Source organism: Vibrio sp. V42_P2S4T144, assembly GCF_009904715.1.
Classification (GTDB): domain Bacteria; phylum Pseudomonadota; class Gammaproteobacteria; order Enterobacterales; family Vibrionaceae; genus Vibrio; species Vibrio alginolyticus.
The window spans coordinates 1-18,491 of record NZ_WXWS01000521.1; the positions used below are offsets into that span (position 1 = coordinate 1).

General features: G+C 44.6%; 22 protein-coding genes. 4 read left to right on the top strand and 18 right to left on the bottom strand.

The genetic code is table 11. The annotated features are described in order from the left end of the window. From CAG68_RS17205 to dusA, 4 genes are all read right to left on the bottom strand, one after another. Positions 1–215: hypothetical protein (locus CAG68_RS17205; protein ID WP_161441410.1), on the bottom strand; the 215-nt coding region annotated here is incomplete at its 3' end. A 157-nt stretch (positions 216–372) separates the two neighbouring features. After that, on the bottom strand, positions 373–1,032 hold the full coding sequence (locus CAG68_RS17210; protein ID WP_005381265.1) for a TIGR04219 family outer membrane beta-barrel protein: 660 nt from the start codon (positions 1,030–1,032) through the stop codon (positions 373–375). Between the two features lie 98 nt (positions 1,033–1,130). Then, positions 1,131–1,346: an envelope stress response protein PspG gene (gene pspG / locus CAG68_RS17215; RefSeq protein WP_005381266.1), complete on the bottom strand. Its 216-nt coding sequence runs from the start codon at positions 1,344–1,346 to the stop codon at positions 1,131–1,133. A 164-nt stretch (positions 1,347–1,510) separates the two neighbouring features. After that, the gene (gene dusA / locus CAG68_RS17220) at positions 1,511–2,491 is read right to left on the bottom strand and encodes a tRNA dihydrouridine(20/20a) synthase DusA (protein ID WP_017821727.1); all 981 of its coding nucleotides are present in this window, start codon (positions 2,489–2,491) and stop codon (positions 1,511–1,513) included. Positions 2,492–2,812: 321 nt separating this feature from the next. Between dusA and zur the strand changes: the two genes are divergently transcribed. Then, complete coding sequence (gene zur / locus CAG68_RS17225; protein WP_005381268.1) at positions 2,813–3,277, top strand: zinc uptake transcriptional repressor Zur; 465 nt, start codon at positions 2,813–2,815, stop codon at positions 3,275–3,277. A gap of 9 nt (positions 3,278–3,286) precedes the next feature. Further along, a complete protein-coding gene (locus CAG68_RS17230) occupies positions 3,287–3,748 on the top strand; it encodes a chemotaxis protein CheX (RefSeq protein WP_005381269.1) in 462 nt (153 codons plus the stop codon). 105 nt (positions 3,749–3,853) lie between these two features. Here CAG68_RS17230 and pgi read toward each other — a convergent pair whose 3' ends face one another. Beyond that, a complete protein-coding gene (gene pgi, locus CAG68_RS17235; protein ID WP_047009937.1) occupies positions 3,854–5,506 on the bottom strand; it encodes a glucose-6-phosphate isomerase in 1,653 nt (550 codons plus the stop codon). A gap of 306 nt (positions 5,507–5,812) precedes the next feature. On the opposite strand from pgi, the gene CAG68_RS17240 reads away from it, so the two are divergent. Further along, positions 5,813–6,232 (top strand): secondary thiamine-phosphate synthase enzyme YjbQ, encoded by a 420-nt coding sequence (locus tag CAG68_RS17240; RefSeq protein WP_005381271.1) that lies wholly within the window; start codon positions 5,813–5,815, stop codon positions 6,230–6,232. A gap of 38 nt (positions 6,233–6,270) precedes the next feature. Here the strand turns inward: CAG68_RS17240 and alr are convergent, their stop codons facing one another. Together alr and CAG68_RS17250 are read right to left on the bottom strand one after the other, a co-directional pair. Next, positions 6,271–7,347: an alanine racemase gene (gene alr, locus CAG68_RS17245; protein WP_031777284.1), complete on the bottom strand. Its 1,077-nt coding sequence runs from the start codon at positions 7,345–7,347 to the stop codon at positions 6,271–6,273. A 13-nt stretch (positions 7,348–7,360) separates the two neighbouring features. Beyond that, positions 7,361–8,761, bottom strand: a complete 1,401-nt coding sequence (locus CAG68_RS17250) for a replicative DNA helicase (RefSeq protein WP_005382759.1) — start codon at positions 8,759–8,761, stop codon at positions 7,361–7,363. 221 nt (positions 8,762–8,982) lie between these two features. On the opposite strand from CAG68_RS17250, the gene CAG68_RS17255 reads away from it, so the two are divergent. Next, positions 8,983–9,747, top strand: coding sequence for a DUF481 domain-containing protein (locus CAG68_RS17255; RefSeq protein WP_025768078.1), 765 nt, complete (start codon positions 8,983–8,985; stop codon positions 9,745–9,747). 77 nt (positions 9,748–9,824) lie between these two features. Here the strand turns inward: CAG68_RS17255 and rplI are convergent, their stop codons facing one another. The 11 genes from rplI to CAG68_RS17310 form a co-directional block, all read right to left on the bottom strand. Beyond that, a complete protein-coding gene (rplI, locus tag CAG68_RS17260; protein WP_005382760.1) occupies positions 9,825–10,277 on the bottom strand; it encodes a 50S ribosomal protein L9 in 453 nt (150 codons plus the stop codon). 33 nt (positions 10,278–10,310) lie between these two features. Next, positions 10,311–10,538: a 30S ribosomal protein S18 gene (rpsR, locus tag CAG68_RS17265; protein ID WP_000090472.1), complete on the bottom strand. Its 228-nt coding sequence runs from the start codon at positions 10,536–10,538 to the stop codon at positions 10,311–10,313. Positions 10,539–10,554: 16 nt separating this feature from the next. Then, a complete protein-coding gene (priB, locus tag CAG68_RS17270; protein ID WP_005381298.1) occupies positions 10,555–10,857 on the bottom strand; it encodes a primosomal replication protein N in 303 nt (100 codons plus the stop codon). A gap of 8 nt (positions 10,858–10,865) precedes the next feature. Next, entirely contained in the window at positions 10,866–11,255 is a 390-nt protein-coding gene (gene rpsF, locus CAG68_RS17275) for a 30S ribosomal protein S6 (protein ID WP_005381299.1), read from the bottom strand. A 244-nt stretch (positions 11,256–11,499) separates the two neighbouring features. Then, on the bottom strand, positions 11,500–12,171 hold the full coding sequence (gene rpe, locus CAG68_RS17280; protein WP_005381300.1) for a ribulose-phosphate 3-epimerase: 672 nt from the start codon (positions 12,169–12,171) through the stop codon (positions 11,500–11,502). A 92-nt stretch (positions 12,172–12,263) separates the two neighbouring features. After that, positions 12,264–13,103 (bottom strand): Dam family site-specific DNA-(adenine-N6)-methyltransferase, encoded by an 840-nt coding sequence (locus CAG68_RS17285; RefSeq protein ID WP_005382762.1) that lies wholly within the window; start codon positions 13,101–13,103, stop codon positions 12,264–12,266. Between the two features lie 69 nt (positions 13,104–13,172). Beyond that, the gene (locus CAG68_RS17290; RefSeq protein ID WP_025768079.1) at positions 13,173–14,684 is read right to left on the bottom strand and encodes an SPOR domain-containing protein; all 1,512 of its coding nucleotides are present in this window, start codon (positions 14,682–14,684) and stop codon (positions 13,173–13,175) included. Positions 14,685–14,736: 52 nt separating this feature from the next. After that, positions 14,737–15,837, bottom strand: coding sequence for a 3-dehydroquinate synthase (aroB, locus tag CAG68_RS17295; RefSeq protein ID WP_005381318.1), 1,101 nt, complete (start codon positions 15,835–15,837; stop codon positions 14,737–14,739). A gap of 32 nt (positions 15,838–15,869) precedes the next feature. Next, positions 15,870–16,388 (bottom strand): shikimate kinase AroK, encoded by a 519-nt coding sequence (aroK, locus tag CAG68_RS17300; RefSeq protein ID WP_005381319.1) that lies wholly within the window; start codon positions 16,386–16,388, stop codon positions 15,870–15,872. A gap of 187 nt (positions 16,389–16,575) precedes the next feature. Next, positions 16,576–18,321 (bottom strand): type IV pilus secretin PilQ, encoded by a 1,746-nt coding sequence (locus tag CAG68_RS17305; RefSeq protein WP_005382765.1) that lies wholly within the window; start codon positions 18,319–18,321, stop codon positions 16,576–16,578. A 25-nt stretch (positions 18,322–18,346) separates the two neighbouring features. After that, on the bottom strand, positions 18,347–18,491 hold a 145-nt coding region (locus CAG68_RS17310; protein ID WP_161441409.1), incomplete at its 5' end, for a pilus assembly protein PilP.

The window sequence follows — 18,491 nt, forward strand, 5'->3', positions numbered from 1 at the left end:
CGGACTTGTTGAAAGCCTACTGCCATTGCCGATTTTGACGCAGTATCCAAATCTTCATAAAGACATTCTTCGCCGTGACTGTCCGTTAGAAAAACAAAACCACCGCGCGCATGTCTGAACTCTACAACCCAACCACCCTCTTGGATTGCAGGCTCAATAATCGCTTCGATAAGCTGATTTTCACGGAATAGATGTCTTAGTTCATTTATTGTCATCGCTATCCCTGCTTTAACTTTCACATTGCTCCTAGGTAAGCATGGTCTAAGTCAGCCAAATAGGGAGAAATTTCGATTAGATATAATGAAGTGATATAAAAAAACGCCGCTTATAAAGCGACGTTTTAAGTAAATCGAATATCTAACATGGCTGAATTTAGAACGCGTATTCCGCACTCACAAAGAAGCCGTTAGCAAAAATAAACTCTTTCCCTAGATCCGACATGAATTTATCGGACTCTAAATCAATCACACGGTAACCTCCACGAAAAGCCAGTCGAGCTTTTTCGAGCGGTACATTGTATTGAACACCTGCCATGAAATCGGTGCTTTTGATACCTTTGTTGTCACCAAAGTTTATCTCACCAATCACATCAAAGTTTGTATCCGGAACTTGAATTTCTGCGTAACCATACCAAGCCCAAATCAGCTCATCAAATTCTTCTACACGCCTGCTTGAGCCAGCATCAATGTATTTAGTGTCACTTAAATTACTGAACGTGAGACCCGCATCAAAGTGCAATAAATCATGCTCTAGAACGTGGTAATACAAGGTTAAATCGAGCTTATCGAACCCCATGTAATCCGCATCAACACTTGAGTAACGAAGGCGCGCATTAGGGACATATTTAACATCATGTTCAATCGCCGCGTAAAAAGTGCCTGCGGTACTGCTATCTCGTCTCACTTCATTAACTTTAGTGTCGGCAGCCCATACCTCTGCGCCGACTTTTGTCGATACAGAGTACTCTGCAAAAACAGGAAAAGATACTGCCAACGATAATGCCGTTAAAGCGATGTTCGCTTTATTTGTCATGTAGTATTTACTCCGAGATAGCTGATATTCACGTAGAGGACGTGAGAGGAAATATACCATATTCTCACGCCTCTCCATCAACTAAATGATGTTACTCATTATTTATAGCGGGGCTGAGCGACGTAATTCTTGAAGAACCAAATACCCAATGCAATCACGATTAACCATGGTAATAGTTTAAGTACCGCTCCAACCATTCCCAGTAAAAACATCACAACTAACGCAATACCAGTTGCTGCGAATACGGTCATCATTGTGATACCCGTAACCAACAAGGTCGCCGCAAAGACTAAAATAAAGATTAGCTCCAACATAATCACTTCTCCATTTGTTTTCAATAAACAGAGCAGTTTCCATACCAACTTACAGAAACGAAGTTAAGATTATGATTTTTAATAAAAAAACAAAGCCAGAGGCATTTCTGCACTCTGGCTTTATCATTCTTTAGTTGGTAATTTTAGCCATTCACTGGCGAATTTTACACATTCAATTCTTTTGGAATCTTAGCTAGCGCGTCTTGCAATACTTCTAGACCAGAACCTGGTTTGTGCGCATTTTCACTGATATGACGACGCCATTGACGAGCACCGGGCATGCTTTGGAACAAACCTAACATGTGGCGGGTAATATGACCAAGGTACGCACCTTTCGCTAATTGCGCTTCAATGTATGGATACATCTCTTCAACAATTTCGCTGCGTTTCTTCACTGGAGCATTAGAGCCAAACAACTCTTGATCTACCGATGCCAGTAAATATGGGCTTTGGTATGCTTCACGACCAATCATCACACCGTCAAGATGCTGAAGATGTGCTTTTGCTTCTTCTAATGATTTCACGCCACCGTTAATCGCAATCGTTAGGTGTGAGAAGTCTTGCTTCAATTGGTAAGCGCGTGGGTAATCCAATGGTGGGATCTCACGGTTTTCTTTTGGGCTTAGACCACTTAACCAAGCTTTACGAGCATGGATAGTGAACTGCTCACAGCCACCCTTTTCTGAAACAATAGAAACGAAGTCCGTTAGGAATTCGTAAGAGTCTTGATCATCAATACCAATGCGAGTCTTGACTGTTACAGGGATATCGACCACGTCTTTCATTGCTGCGACACAATCCGCAACTAACTGCGGTTCAGCCATTAGGCAAGCACCAAATCGACCGTTTTGTACGCGGTCAGATGGACACCCCACATTTAGGTTAATCTCATCGTAGCCACGCTCTTGCGCTAGCTTGGCACACGTAGCCAAATCTGCTGGGTTTGAACCACCAAGTTGAAGGGCTAACGGATGCTCTTCTTCGTTATAAGCCAGGAAATCTCCTTTTCCATGAATGATCGCACCTGTCGTCACCATTTCAGTATACAACAGGGTTTCTTTGGTCATTAAGCGATGGAAGTAGCGACAATGACGATCAGTCCAATCTAACATTGGTGCTACGGAGAGCCTGCAAGAATGAGTCATGATATAAACACCCGTTTTTATGTTGCCAAGGTCGAGCGCAGCAGTACGCTCAAAAAATAAGTCGGGTATTGTATACCCAAGCACCTCTGGGTGCTAGTTTCAGCGAGAATGATTTGGTTGGCTGACTAGCCAAGTGCTTAGGAATACGCAGAAGTAATACGAATCTGTCATTCGTTGATTCATTCTGTGATGATTATTCCGCCTTCACACCACCACCGACTTGCTTTAATTCATGATTTTCGTTCTGATAGTGGGTAAAATGAAGCATTTCTAAACGAACTTCGTATAGAAATGATTTATCATAGAGCACGTCCGATAGTTATGGTGAAAGGTTTGAACCCAACAATCATTGAACAAATTGAAAGTATCTGCGCAGAGCGTGGAGTACGACTGACTCCGCAACGCCGACGCGTATTTGAACTCATTTGTTCTAATCGCCGCGCCTCAAGTGCGTATGAGCTATTGGAGCAACTAAAAGAGAGTGAGCCTCAGGCTAAGCCGCCCACTGTTTATCGAGCATTAGATTTTCTCCTAGAGCAAGGCTTCATCCACCGAGTGGAATCGACAAATAGCTTTATTACTTGTTGTTCTTTCAATACTCAGCAGCACTTTTTCCAATTACTAATTTGCGATAAATGTGGTGATGTCGTTGAACTCGAAGATGAGACGCTGATATCCTTGTTAGCCGAAAACGCCGAGAAGCATGGATTCAAACTGACCAACCAAGTTATTGAAACTCATGGTGAATGCCAGGCCTGTTCCTCCGAGACGAAAGAAAAAGTATAGAAGAACGTTATGCGCGCTGAATTTGTAAACCCGTTTTTAGCTTCTTTAATGAACGTGCTAAAAACTATGGCTTCTCTTGAGCTGAAGCCACAAAAACCGCGAATCAAAAAAGATGAGATCGCACGAGGTGACGTTTCTGGTCTGATTGGTATGGTAGGCCCACAAACTCGTGGTTCAATGTCGATCACCTTTGATGAAGCACTCGCCCTAGAAATCATGCAGAACATGCTTGGTGAACGTCCAAATGGGCTCAATGAAGAAGTGACCGATATGGTGGGTGAGATCACCAACATGGTTACTGGTGGTGCGAAACGCATTCTGGCGGAAAGTGGTTTTGACTTTGATATGGCAACACCGGTTGTGGTTTCGGGCCGAGGTCATACGATTCGCCACAAGTGTGAAGGCTCAATTATTATCATGCCTTTCTCTTCCCAATGGGGAAATGCCTTTATCGAAATTTGCTTCGAATAAAAGAGAAAAAATAGGTTGGCACTGGCCAACCTATTTTGTTTTTGCCTCAGGCAATAAAAAAGGTCAGCATTTGCTGACCTTTTCTTTATCTATTCAAACCAAACATTAAGCTTTGAACGCTTTAAATGCGTTGATTAGACCATTTGTTGAGCTGTCATGCGAGCTGATTTGAGACTCGTCTGCAAGCTCAGGTAGGATTTGGTTAGCCAGTTGTTTACCTAGCTCCACGCCCCATTGGTCAAAGCTGAAGATATTCCAGATAACACCTTGTACGAAAATTTTGTGTTCGTACATTGCGATCAAGTTACCTAACGTACGAGGCGTGATTTGCTTCACTAGGATAGAGTTTGTTGGACGGTTACCTTCAAACACTTTGAATGGCGCAATCGCTGCCACTTCTTCAGCGTTCTTACCTGCTTTCACCAACTCTTCTTTCACGGTTTCTTCACTCTTACCAAACGCTAGTGCTTCAGTTTGCGCAAAGAAGTTGGACATCAGTTTTTGGTGATGATCGCTAGCTGGGTTGTGGCTGATTGCAGGTGCAATGAAGTCACATGGGATCAGCTTAGTACCTTGGTGAATTAGCTGATAGAAAGCGTGCTGACCGTTGGTACCTGGTTCACCCCAAATGATTGGGCCTGTTTGGTAAGTCACAGCATTGCCTTCACGGTCAACGTATTTACCGTTTGATTCCATGTTGCCTTGCTGGAAGTACGCCGCGAAACGGTGCATGTACTGATCGTAAGGCAGAATAGCTTCTGATTCCGCACCGTGGAAGTTGTTGTACCAAATACCGATAAGCGCAAGGATCACTGGGATGTTGCTTTCTAGATCTGTTGATACAAAGTGCTTGTCCATCTCGTGAGCGCCATCAAGCAGCTCAACGAAGTTGTCGTAGCCTACCGCTAATGCGATTGATAGACCGATCGCAGACCATAGTGAGTAACGACCACCAACCCAGTCCCAGAATTCGAACATGTTCGCGGTATCAATACCGAATTCAGACACGGCTGTCGCGTTCGTTGAAAGCGCAGCAAAGTGCTTAGCCACGTGCGCTTGATCGCCCGCTGACTCTAAGAACCAATCACGAGCAGTGTGCGCGTTAGTCATGGTTTCTTGCGTTGTGAACGTCTTAGACGCGATCAAGAATAGCGTCGTTTCTGGGTTAACTTTCTTCAACGTTTCAACGATGTGAGTACCATCAACGTTAGATACGAAGTGAAGGTTTAGATGATTTTTGTATGGTGCTAGAGCTTCCGTCACCATGTAAGGACCAAGGTCAGAACCACCGATACCGATGTTCACGATATCTGTAATTGCTTTACCTGTGTAACCTTTCCACTCACCGCCGATAACGCGTTCAGTGAATGATTTCATTTTTTCTAGAACCGCGTTCACTGCTGGCATTACGTCTTCGCCGTCTACCATTACTGGTGTATTCGCGCGATTACGTAGTGCAGTGTGAAGAACAGCGCGACCTTCTGTTTGGTTGATCGCTTCGCCACTGAACATCGCTTCAATTGCAGATTTCAGCTCAGTCTCGTTCGCAAGAGCGAACAGGTGCTTCAGAGTTTCCTCATTGATGAGGTTCTTTGAGTAATCGACTAGGATGTCTGAGCCGAAACGTGCAGAGTATTTGTCGAAACGCGCTGCGTCTTGAGCAAATAACTCTTTAAGATCCATATCTTGTGCAGATTCGAAATGCGCAGTTAGCGCTTTCCAAGCTTGTGTTTGCGTTGGATTGATATTTTTCAACATGGTCTTTATCCCGATGTTACAGTAGGTTCCATTCCTTACAGTCTAGCGAAAACTGTGGAATCCCCGATTTAGCAAATAGAATATTAATTAGATGTTTGGGCGAATTGCCACAAAACAAGTCTTTGTAATTTTTTTTCAGGTGCCAATTATGACTGAGAGTATTTACACTCACATTGAGTTAGGTCACGTTCCCTGCCCTGAAATTGAACAATTCATTTACGATGACAAGAATCATATCATTTACTAATGACAGGCTCTAATTGGAATAGGATAGACTCCAATTTATAAATTTCCAAAGGAACACGTATGTGGGCACAAAAAACACTGCAATTAAAAGCGAGAAGCCGCGGTTTTCACCTGATAACTGATGAAATTGAACAACAATTACCACAAATAAACGAACTTTCAGTAGGTTTATTACACTTATTTATTCAGCACACCTCCGCCAGTTTGACCTTAAATGAGAATGCTGATCCAACCGTGCGTATGGACATGGAAGCGCACTTCAATAAGTTTGTGCCAGAGCGTGCTCCTTATTATCAGCACACCTATGAAGGTGACGACGACATGCCGGCACATATTAAAGCATCACTGCTGGGCAGTAGTGTGACGGTACCAATCCAAAATGGTCGATTAGCTTTAGGAACATGGCAAGGTATTTACTTGGGTGAGCATCGAGACTTTGGTGGCGGCCGCCGCGTTATTGCTACGATTAACGGTGAGTAGGTAAAACAAAGGCTAACCTTGGGTTAGCCTTTCGTTGTTTATTTTGAGTATTCCATCTCGACGCGAGGCGTTAGCTTAGTCACGAGTTCATACGCAATCGTACCAATGTGACCCGCCACTTCTTCTACTGGGAGCTCTTTCCCCCAAAGAATCGCTTCGTCGCTGACTTTATCCGTTGCGTCTGGTCCCAAATCGACCGTCAGCATATCCATGGAAACTCGACCTGCAATAGGTACTTTACGGCCATTAACCCACACCGGCGTACCGTTTGGAGCACTTCTTGGGTAACCGTCGCCATACCCTACAGCAATGACACCAACTTTTGTATCTCGCTCACTGGTCCAAATACCACCATAGCCAACACTTTCGCCCTTCTTCACTTCACGTACCGCAATAAGGTGGGATTTAAGTGTCATGACAGGCTGATACCCAAGATCTTGCGCCGTTTTGTCATCGAATGGCGACACACCATACATGATAATACCCGGACGAACCCAATCTAAATGGCTTTGAGGCCATGCCAATAACCCCGCAGATGCCGCCAGTGAACGTTCCCCTTGGCAACCAGAAGTCAACGATTTAAACAGCTCAATCTGTTGTGGGGTAATATCGCTATCCAGCTCATCTGCACAGCCAAAGTGGCTCATGTAACGCAACGGTTTCGCTACATTTGGACACTCCTTTAGCCGCGTTACAAACTCGTCATATTGTTCAGGACGAACCCCAAGGCGGTGCATGCCACTGTCAATCTTCAGCCACACGACAACCGGAGTTTCAAGGTCTGCTTGCTCCAAGGCGATAAGCTGCTCTTCACAGTGCACCACGGTTTGGATGTTGTTCGTCACAAGAACAGGTAAGTCACCAGGAGAGTAAAAACCTTCTAGCAATAGAATCGGCTTTACTACTCCACAAGCGCGCAGTTGCAATGCTTCTTCAATGCGAGCCACGCCAAACGCATCCGCATGGTTAGCATGTTTTGCGACATGACGTAATCCGTGACCATAACCATTGGCCTTGACGACAGCCATCACTTTACTTTGTGGCGCTTGAGCTTTTACGCGCTGTAAGTTGTGCTGCAACGCAGACAAATCAATGCACGCCTTGGCCGCTTTCATATAGCTCATGGAATTACTCATCATCAATATCGAATGCAGGACCCGCGTAGTTGTCGAAACGCGAATGTTGACCTTGGAAAGTGAGGCGAACAGAGCCGATAGGACCGTTACGCTGTTTACCAATAATGATTTCGGCCGTACCTTTGTACGGACTATCTGGGTGATAAACCTCATCACGGTAGATGAACATGATCAAGTCGGCATCCTGCTCGATGGAACCGGATTCACGCAAGTCCGAGTTTACTGGTCGTTTATCCGCACGTTGCTCTAGGGAACGGTTTAGCTGCGACAGTGCCACAACAGGCACATTTAGCTCTTTTGCCAGCGCCTTAAGAGAGCGAGAGATCTCAGCAATCTCAAGAGTACGGTTATCGGTTAACGAAGGCACGCGCATCAACTGAAGGTAGTCGACCATGATCATAGATAGACCGCCATGTTCACGAGCGATACGGCGAGCGCGCGAACGCACTTCGGTCGGAGTTAGACCAGAGCTATCATCAATGTACATATTTTTCTTCTGCATCAGGATACCCATAGTAGAAGAAATACGCGCCCAATCTTCGTCATCTAGCTGACCCGTACGGATCTTGGTTTGGTCAACACGAGACAAAGAGGCCAACATACGCATCATCAACTGTTCAGCTGGCATCTCTAACGAGAAAATAAGTACGGGCTTTTCTTGTTGCATGGCCGCATTTTCACACAAGTTCATTGCAAAGGTCGTTTTACCCATCGATGGACGCGCTGCGACAATCACCAAATCAGAGCCTTGCAAACCTGCGGTTTTCTTATTGAGATCGGTGAAACCGGTATCGACCCCGGTAACACCATCTTGTGGCGTTTTATACAACAACTCGATACGTTCTAACGTCTTTTCGAGGATGTTGTCGACGTTTTGTGGTCCTTCGTTTTCACTAGTTCGAGACTCGGCGATAGCAAAAACTTTACTCTCCGCCATGTCTATTAAATCTTCAGAACTGCGACCTTGAGGGTCATAGCCCGCGTCCGCAATTTCATTCGCGACACCAATAAGGCCACGAACAATCGCACGCTCAGCGACAATATCAGCATACGCATTGATGTTAGCTGCACTTGGCGTATTCTTCGCCAAGTCAGCAAGGTAAGCAAAACCGCCTACATCTTCTAACAACTCGTGACGCTCTAGATATTCCGATAAAGTAATAAGATCGAGAGGTTTACCCGCTTCAAGAATGGTTTTTACACCTTCAAAAATCAGGCGGTGTGGACGACTATAGAAATCACTGCTCACAACACGTTCGGCAACGGTGTCCCAACGTTCATTATCCAGTAAAAGACCACCAATTACTGATTGCTCGGCTTCTAGTGAGTGAGGTGGCACTTTGATTGCGTCGACCTGACTGTCTGAAGGTTTGCGATTTCTGTTTTCCGCCATGACTTTGCTCGATAACTACTATTGACCCACGATTATAACCTTAACCTAGCTGAGATGCTTCCCCGAAGCGACAATTACTTGTTAAGAAATCATCATGTGAACCATCCGGGTAATAGCCTGGTTCTTCCGCCTAGCTCTAATAAAAATTAACCTACCATTGACCCAACCAAATATCTGTATCAGTATCATGCCCCTCCTTTTTGATTACGTTCGAGGTTGATGTGTCCCGATACTGGTTACTTAGCTTTAGCCTACTGTGCGCTAGTGCATCGTATGCTGACGAATCAGTACAGCCAGAGCAAAATATTGATTTACCCGACCCACTAAAAACCGAGGTGGAGTTCGGCTATCAAGCTCACACAGGTAACACGGACTCTCGTTCCCTGAATGCTCGTTTGAGTGCTGAATATACGTCAGGTCGACACCGTTCTAATGGTGAATGGAAGTACTACAACTTGTACAAAGACGGTGAAGAAGACAAACGCTCATCCACCTATTCCCTGCAGAGTGACTACAAGTTAGGCCCTAAGACGTATTTGTATGGCAGCTTTAAAGGAGTGGATTCTCGCTACAGTGCTTATTTTAAAGACTATACGTTGTCAGGTGGTTTGGGTTACCAGTTCTCCTACACTGAGAACTTCATTTTAGAGGTAGAAGTAGGCCCTGGTTTTCGCTATCAAGAGCCAAACTTAGACGAAATAGATGATGACGATATTGTCTTTCCCGATATCGTTAGAGAAGGCATTTTTCGAGGAAATGTCAACACAACTTGGCATGCGTTGGATAATTTAAGTTTCGCAGCTGATATTACGTTGGTAACAGGTAGAAGTAACACACGTACTGATAGTGAACTCAGTGTAACCAATGATATTACTGAAGATATCGCACTGAAACTAGCGCACTCTCGTCAGTATCACGATAAAGTGCCTGAAGGCTTAAGCAAAGCAGACAGCGTATTTTCCGTTAATTTACTTTTCGCTTTTTAACCCTTTTTCTCTCAGTTTTAGAAATAAAAAAAGCACCTCCGAGGAGGTGCTTTTTAGTATTTCGTCTTGATACTGAATTACTCAGCAGCAACAACTTGTAGGTTAACTGTCGCGAAAACTTCAGAGTGAAGTTGAACGCTGATCTCGAACTCACCAGTGTTACGTAGAGCACCTTCAGGAAGGCGAACTTCGCTCTTAGCAACTTCAACGCCTGCAGCTGTGATAGCGTCAGCGATGTCACGAGTACCGATAGAACCGAATAGTTTGCCTTCGTCACCAGCTTTAGAAGCGATAACTACCGCTTCTAGAGCGTTAACTTTCTCTGCGCGAGCTTCTGCAGCAGCTAGTTGCTCAGCAACTTTAGCTTCTAGTTCAGCACGACGAGCTTCAAACATTTCAACGTTAGCTTTAGTTGCCATAACTGCTTTACCTTGTGGGATAAGGAAGTTACGAGCGTAGCCAGATTTAACGTTTGCAGTATCGCCAAGACCACCTAGGTTACCAATTTTATCAAGTAGAATAACTTGCATTGCTTAATCCTCTTTCTTAATAAAATGAACCGATTACTGATGCTTGTCAGTGTACGGTAGTAGAGCTAGGTAGCGTGAACGCTTGATAGCACGTGCTAGTTGACGCTGGTACTTAGCGCTTGTACCAGTGATACGGCTAGGTACGATTTTACCAGCTTCAGTGATGTAGTTTTTAAGAGTTGCTACGTCTTTGTAATCAATCTCTTGTACGCCTTCTGCAGTGAAACGGCAGAATTTACGACGACGGAAGAAACGAGCCATGGGCTATCTCCTGATCTTAAATTTGAGTAATGTTGTCGGCGTGTAACACTAATTTTCCCACGCCATTTCGGCCGGTTTGATAAGTGACAAAACCACTTACCTTAATGTTACTGCCTTGAACTAAATTCTGAGTTAGTGCTTGTGACCCAAGCCCGCTGACGACTACCGGCATACGACAATAAACTTGTCGAGGTAAGTCAGCTTCGATAATAGTAGAGCGATGCTCCAGCCAAAACCGACAGTGTTCAATGCCACCAGGGCTTTTACTACGAATGGGCGGTTTGGCAATGGTGCCGCTCAGCTCCATTCGATTGGCCATAAGAAAACTTACTCAGCAGCTTCTGACTTAGCTTCAGGCTTAGCTTCAGAACGCTCTTCACGACGTGGAGCACGCTCTTCTTTTTGCTTAAGCATGATAGATTGCTCAGTGATCGCTGCTTTAGTACGCATGATCATGTTACGTAGAACTGCATCGTTGAAACGGAAAGCAGTTTCTAGCTCATCAATTACAGCTTGGTCAGCTTCAACGTTCATAAGAACGTAGTGAGCTTTGTGAAGCTTGTTGATTGGGTAAGCCAGTTGACGACGGCCCCAGTCTTCTAGACGGTGGATTTTACCGCCAGCTTCAGTGATTGAACCAGTGTAACGCTCGATCATGCCAGCAACTTGCTCGCTTTGATCTGGGTGCACCATGAATACGATTTCGTAATGACGCATTGGTTGCTCCTTACGGATTATTCAGCTTCCACAAATGGCTCAGTCGTCCAGAGGAAGCAAGGAACTAAAGATAATTGACTGAGTTTAAGGAGCACGAATAGTACAGAAAGGGCGTAAAATAGGCAAGTGATTATTTGCTCAGCGCAGTGGATATTTAATTTCTTCTAATACTAGAAAACACAAAGGCTGCCAACAAGCTGGCAGCCTTTAAAATCAGCGTGTTATTGCGCTGGCTTATCGGTGCTTATTTAACTTCAGCCAGTTCAGCGCGCATTTGATCGATCACTTGTTTGTAATCTGGCTCACCGAAAATCGCCGAGCCTGCAACAAACATGTCTGCGCCCGCTTCTGCAATTTCACGAATGTTGTCAACCTTCACACCGCCATCGATTTCTAAGCGGATATCACGACCAGACTCGTCAATCATCTTACGAACGGCACGCAGTTTATCTAGTGTATGAGGAATGAATGATTGACCACCAAAACCAGGGTTTACCGACATCAGTAGAATCATGTCGACTTTATCCATAATAAATTCAAGACTTGCAAGTGGCGTTGCTGGGTTTAGTACCACACCAGCCTGACAGCCGTGCTCTTTAATTAACTGCAGTGTACGGTCTACATGATCAGAAGCTTCTACATGGAACGTAATCATCGACGCACCCGCTTTTGCGAAATCAGGAATAATACGGTCAACGGGTTTCACCATTAGGTGAACATCGATTGGCGCTGTGATGCCATAATCGCGTAGTGCTTTACACACAGGCGCACCAAAAGTCAGGTTTGGTACATAGTGGTTATCCATAACGTCGAAATGCACCACATCCGCACCCGCTGCGAGTACTTTTTCTACATCTTCACCGAGACGAGCAAAATCTGCCGATAAAATGGATGGAGCAATAAGAAAATCTTTCATACCTGACCTCAGTAGTAATGAGCAAACAATCTGCGCGCAATTCTACCGAAGCCAGTGGGGAGATCCACTATTTAGATATAATAGTGTGAGAATTAAGAGCTTGATTTATCCATGTCTGGCGCATGAAAAAGCGCAAGTAGCTCATCAACTTTATTACGACCGTTACCATTACGGCTAATGGTACGCTTTACTTTAACCACATTAAGATCCGCACCGTGATACAACCGACGTGTCAAGGTAGTGTCGTGGTTAGAAATCAACACAGGAATGCCACGTTCAGTCGCTGTTCTTTCAGCAATGTCGGCTAATGCAGCTTGGTCGTCCAACGTGAAACCATTACCTGCGTATGAGGTGAAATTTGCCGTATTTGAAAGCGGCGCATAAGGTGGATCGCAATACACGACGCTCCCTTTGCGCGCACGACGAAATGTTTCAGGATAACCTTCACAAACAAACGTAGCTTTTTTGGCTTTTTCTGCAAAAAACTCCAATTCCGCCTCAGGGAAATACGGCTTTTTGTAAGAGCCAAACGGTACATTGAAGCCACCTTTTTTGTTGTAACGGCATAGGCCATTAAAACCAAAGCGGTTCATATACAAAAACGCTAAAGAGCGGTACATCACGTCATCGGTTTTATTAAACTCAGCGCGAATGTGTAGGTAGGCTTCTTTGCGGTTGTTCTCAGCGACAAACCAACGCTTCGCTTCAGAGATATACTCTTCAGGGCGTTCTTTCAGCAGGTTGTACAGATTGATCAAATCTGGATTGATATCTGCAAGTAGATAATGGTCATAATCGGTATTCAGAAACACTGAGCCCGCACCAACAAAAGGTTCAACTAGCTTTCGAGCCGGCGGCAAATGACGTTGGATGTCTTCAACCAGTCCGTATTTTCCTCCTGCCCATTTAAGAAAGGCTCGTTGCTTTTTCATCTACTGCTCTATCTATCGACCAAAAATTAAGGCTGCGGAATGTAACATATTTTTCAGGGAAGCTCAGGTTTATTTCACTCGTTCAATTTCACGGTGAACCTGACGGAGTGATTTTGCCCAAGGACTCACCGACTTAACCGAATCTGGCAAGCTTGCGACGGCATCACGAGCCATTTGAATTGTCGGATAATCTTGATATGTGATGATATACCACTCGGTGTCATTACGAACGGTAGGATAAATTCGCACTTGATTATTCAGTTGATGCTCATTGAGAAAGGATTGTACATCTTCCATTGAGGTCATAGCCGCGAGTTGTAAAGTATAAGCTCTTGGCGATAGCGCTTTTAGTTCTTCACGAGCAAATGAAAATTTCACAACAGGTTGGTTTGCCTCACCCTCTTCTGACTGAGCAGGTGCTTGCGTCATATCTTGATTCGGTTTTACGACTTTAATCAAAGGGGAGCTAGTTTCATCGGCGGTTTCTGTCTTCTCAGTACCTACGACATCATCAATCGCTTTTGTGTCTGCTGAATCAGCTTTACCTTCAAGCAATGCATCGACCACATTCGACTCAATCACCACTCTTTGTTGATTGTCATCACTGCCTACGCTCGCTACTTCTTCTGTCACTGCTGGCGGTAATGAATCAGAATCATCAACCGCACCAGACTTATCAAGACTGCTAGAGCCATCGGTTACAGGAATCAGTGAAGACTGCGCTGCACTGATTCCTGACTCTTCAAAAGTTGGAATAGCCGTTTGCTCTAAACTGCCAGCAATTTGCTGCGCTTTATCATCAGGACTTGGTTGACTAAGCATCCACCAATAGCCACCAGCAGCAAGCAACAGTAATACTAATACCACCAACGCAATATTCAGGGGTGAACCGACAATCGAGCGGATAATGATCCTTTTTTCCACTTTCATCTCTCCTAACGCCATGATGTCACCCGGTACTGGGTCGACTTTTTTAAATGCATCTCGAACCCGTTTCTCAGACTCATCATCGACGTAGCGCGCAACAAGTGACTCAAAGAAACGACGAGCTTCCACTTCGGACAACATATCAATATCAAGCTCAACAGGCTTTATCTCTTGTCCATAACTGAGACGTGCTAGCAAACCTTCTAAACGTCCAGACTGTGTAAACAGTAGGATATTGATGGTCCAATTTGGCTTATGGTGCGCCTCTAAGACCAGCATCCAAAGCTCAGAGATAAGTGTCTCACTCAATAAATGCGCATCATCTACAACAATTGCAATGTCACACGGCTCATCACCTAAAAGCCTTTCAAGGCTATCAAGTAAAGGCTCTTGCTGATTAAACAATGCGTCTGAAACCAGTTGACTCAAAATAAGGACGCGATGCTGCACATCGTCTTGATTAGAATGACAAAGTAACAAACATTGATTCTTGTTACTGGCACCCACTTCAAGGTATCGCTGCGCTAGCCAAGATTTCCCGTACCCATCATGACCATTAATCGCAATGAGATTGGAACCAAAGTTAGTCAGTAGACCTAATCTATCAAGCAACTCGATTTGAGAATCTAATTCCAGTACGTGAGCAACACTCATCTAATAACCTTAATACACTACAAGAATGACGCCCAAAGGCGCCATTACAAGGTTAAATATCGCGACCGAAGTCTATCGCCTGTTTGAGTACGTCTTGCGTCGTATCAGCAATTACCTCGGCAGTGCCAATGCCTGTAGGCAAAACCAATCGTAATTGACCAGAGAGGACTTTCTTATCTCGCATCATGTGCTTGATGAAGTCATCGAAATTCATACTGTCTGGAGTATGCACAGGCAGTTTTGCACGACGCAAAATCGCAACAATACGCTCAAATTGCTCTTCCGAGATCAGACCGCGTAGATGCGACGTTTTGGCCGCCATAACAGTGCCGGAAGATACCGCTTCACCATGCAGCCAATTGCCATAGCCAAGTTCCGCTTCAATCGCATGACCAAAGGTGTGACCTAAGTTAAGCAAAGCACGGATGCCCGATTCTTTCTCATCCTGAGCCACCACTTCCGCTTTTATTTCACAGCAACGTGCGATCGCATAAGTTAGTGCTTCTTCATCCAACGCATACAAGCGCTCAAGATTATCTTCTAACCATACAAAAAAATCTGCATCGTAAATAATGCCGTACTTAATGACTTCGGCGATACCCGCAGCGAACTCACGTTCAGGCAACGTCGACAGGCAGTTCGTATCAATGATCACGGCTTTAGGTTGGTAAAACGCACCTATCATGTTCTTACCCAACGGATGGTTAACCGCGGTTTTTCCACCAACCGAAGAGTCCACTTGGGATAGTAATGTGGTCGGTATTTGAATAAAGTCGACCCCACGCTGGTAACAGGCAGACGCAAAACCCACAAGGTCGCCAATAACACCACCACCTAACGCGATGATCACAACATCACGAGCATAACTCCCTTCCAGTAAGAAGTTCATTACTTGATTAAATACATCCAAGTTTTTGTACTGTTCACCATCAGGCAATTCTAACAAGGATGCACTACAACCGAGCTGCTCGAGTTGCTTTAAAATTTTGTCTGCATACAAAGGCGCCACTGTGACATTACTGATCACAACAACTTTTTGTTTTGCATTTTTGTTTGAGAGAACTTGAGAGAGGTACGCCGGGTCCTCAAATAACCCGGCGCCAATAGAGATTGGGTAGCTACGCTCAGCTAGGTTGACCGTAATCCGTTCCATCGGTTTGCTCCAATTAAAAAAAAGATAAAGACTTATCTCTCTTCTAGCATTTTTACGATCTGGTTGGCTACCACTTTTGCACTTTGATCGTCAGTGCGAACAGTGTAATCCGCTACTTCTTCATATAAAGGATTACGTTCTTCAGCTAATTGCTCCAGTACTTCGCGAGGGTTATCCGTTTGAAGTAAAGGACGCTTCTTGTCGCGGTTTGTACGCGCAAGTTGCTTTTCAATCGTCGTTTCTAAGTAAACAACAACACCACGTGCCGAAAGACGATTGCGGTTTTCTTTGCTCTTAACAGAGCCACCGCCAGTCGCAAGCACGATGCCTTGCTCTTGTGTTAGGTCTTCAAGTACCGCTTCTTCACGCTTGCGGAAGCCTTCTTCACCTTCTACATCAAAAACCCAAGAGATGTCTGCACCAGTGCGTTCTTCGATCACTGTATCGGAGTCAACAAACTCCATATGCAGTTGCTGTGCTAGATGTCTACCAATTGTACTTTTGCCGGCGCCCATTGGGCCAACAAGGAAAATATTACGTTTCTCAGCCATGTTTAGCAGTAATTTACAACATTGATTCAATAAGATCGCCACAAGAAAACACAGCTAAACTGCTGTTCTACAAGGCTTGTGGCACCAGTTCCTCACAGATAATTCGTGATAAGACCCGAAATTATCCAAGCATGGTGCCACTATTGCAACTTTATTTTTGATTTAATCAGTTTTTCCCGAGACAGAACTACTGAATCACCACCTTAGGCGTGACGAAAATTAACAGCTCACTTTTGCCAACATTCTCATAACTTCGACGAAAAAGAGCACCTAATAGCGGCAGGTCGCCCAACAAAGGCACTTTGTCCACCGAGTTAGTAATGCTGTGCTGAAAAATACCACCAAGAACGACCGTTTCACCGTTATTCACTAACACTTGCGTCCCGATACGTTGAGTATCAATCGCAACAGCTTCACCAGTGCCTGTCTTCACGACTTGTCCTGGTCTATCTTGCGTGACACTTAAATCCAATACTAAGCGGTTATCCGGTGTGATTTGCGGGGTTACCTTCAAACTTAATACCGCCTTTTTGAACGTCACCGTCGTTGCACCACTTGATGATGACTCTAGGTAAGGAATCTCTGTACCTTGTTCGATATAGGCAGGTTTCTTATTGGTAGTGATCAAACGTGGGCTCGAGATAATCTCAGCTTTAGACTCTTGTTGCAGCGCAGAAAGCTCAAGATCCAACAAGGTGTCTGAACCTAACTTTGCGACCTGAAAAGCAATGCTGGTCGCATTCGGGCTGGTTGCAGCTAAGTTTACATTTAGGAAGTCATCGATCCCTACTCCATCACCGTCACCACCGTCATCACCCCCTTCTCCATTATAGAGACCGATCGTGGCGAGGTTGTTCTCAATAGAACCACCCACTGTATTACTGCCATTAATAGACGTAAAACCCCAACGAATCCCTAACTCGTCCATGTTACCTTCATTGATGGTCACAATACGCGCCTCAATTTGAACCTGTTTAACTGGAATATCCAAAGACTCAATAATTTCTCGAATCACCTCGATGTTTTCAGGTAACTCTCTAATCAATAACGAGTTAGTTCGCTCATCAATGGTCATACTGCCGCGCTCTGACAGCATGCTGATATTTCCTTCACCATTGATCATCTCCGCAATGTCTGATGCTTTAGCAAAATTAACTTTGATGATTTCAGATGAAAGCTCTCCCATTTCTTCCGTCAATTTTTGTTTTTCTAACTGCTGCTTCTCACGCAAGTCCAGCTCATCAGTCGGAGCAACTAAAATCACGTTGCCATCAACACGCTTATCTAACCCCTTAACTTGCAAAATAATATCCAGCACTTGCTGCCAAGGGACACCATCAAGACGAAGCGTGAGGTTGCCTTCTACAGAGTCGGAGACAACCAAATTGAATTGGTTGTAATCAGCAATAAGCTGCAAGACGTTTCGCACAGGAATATCTTGGAAGTTAATCGAAATAAGCTTACCTTCTCTTTCTAAAATGCTTTTATCTGGGGCTTTCTCATTGGGTTTGATCTTCGCTACTTTGATTTCCAAAAAACGCCCCGTTAAACGGTAATCATGCATGTATTCTTCATTGATGTGCGCAACCAAGCGCGTCGTCGAGGTGTCGCGAAACACTTCTACGCTCTCAACCACAGTCGAAAAGTCTTTCACGTCTAGGAGATACAATTGCTCGTCTTTTACTGAAGTGTTAAGCAAATCGATACTTAACCCTTCCTGTACACGCTTGATATCTACAATCGCGGCCGGTGACGCCAATTCGACGACAATCACGGCGTCTTTATCTTTATTAGTTCGAAAGTCGATACTTTTTAGGGCATTGGACGAAACTTCTTCAGCTGCCGCTAAAGGGGCTAAAAATACAAACAACCATAAGGAGAAGAGCCCAGTAAGTATCCTTGGTGTACGTGTTAATCCTTGTCTCATTTTCATTACTCAATATCAAAAATAAATGGGGCTATCTCAAAGCCAACTTAACTTTACGTTTTTGCCAACATCCTAAGCCGTCGGGCAACGTTTCATTAATCAACAAATAGGAGTGGCTGACATGGGCCACTTTGCCATTATTGCGTCCGAGGTATTGACCCGGCTTAACTTTATAG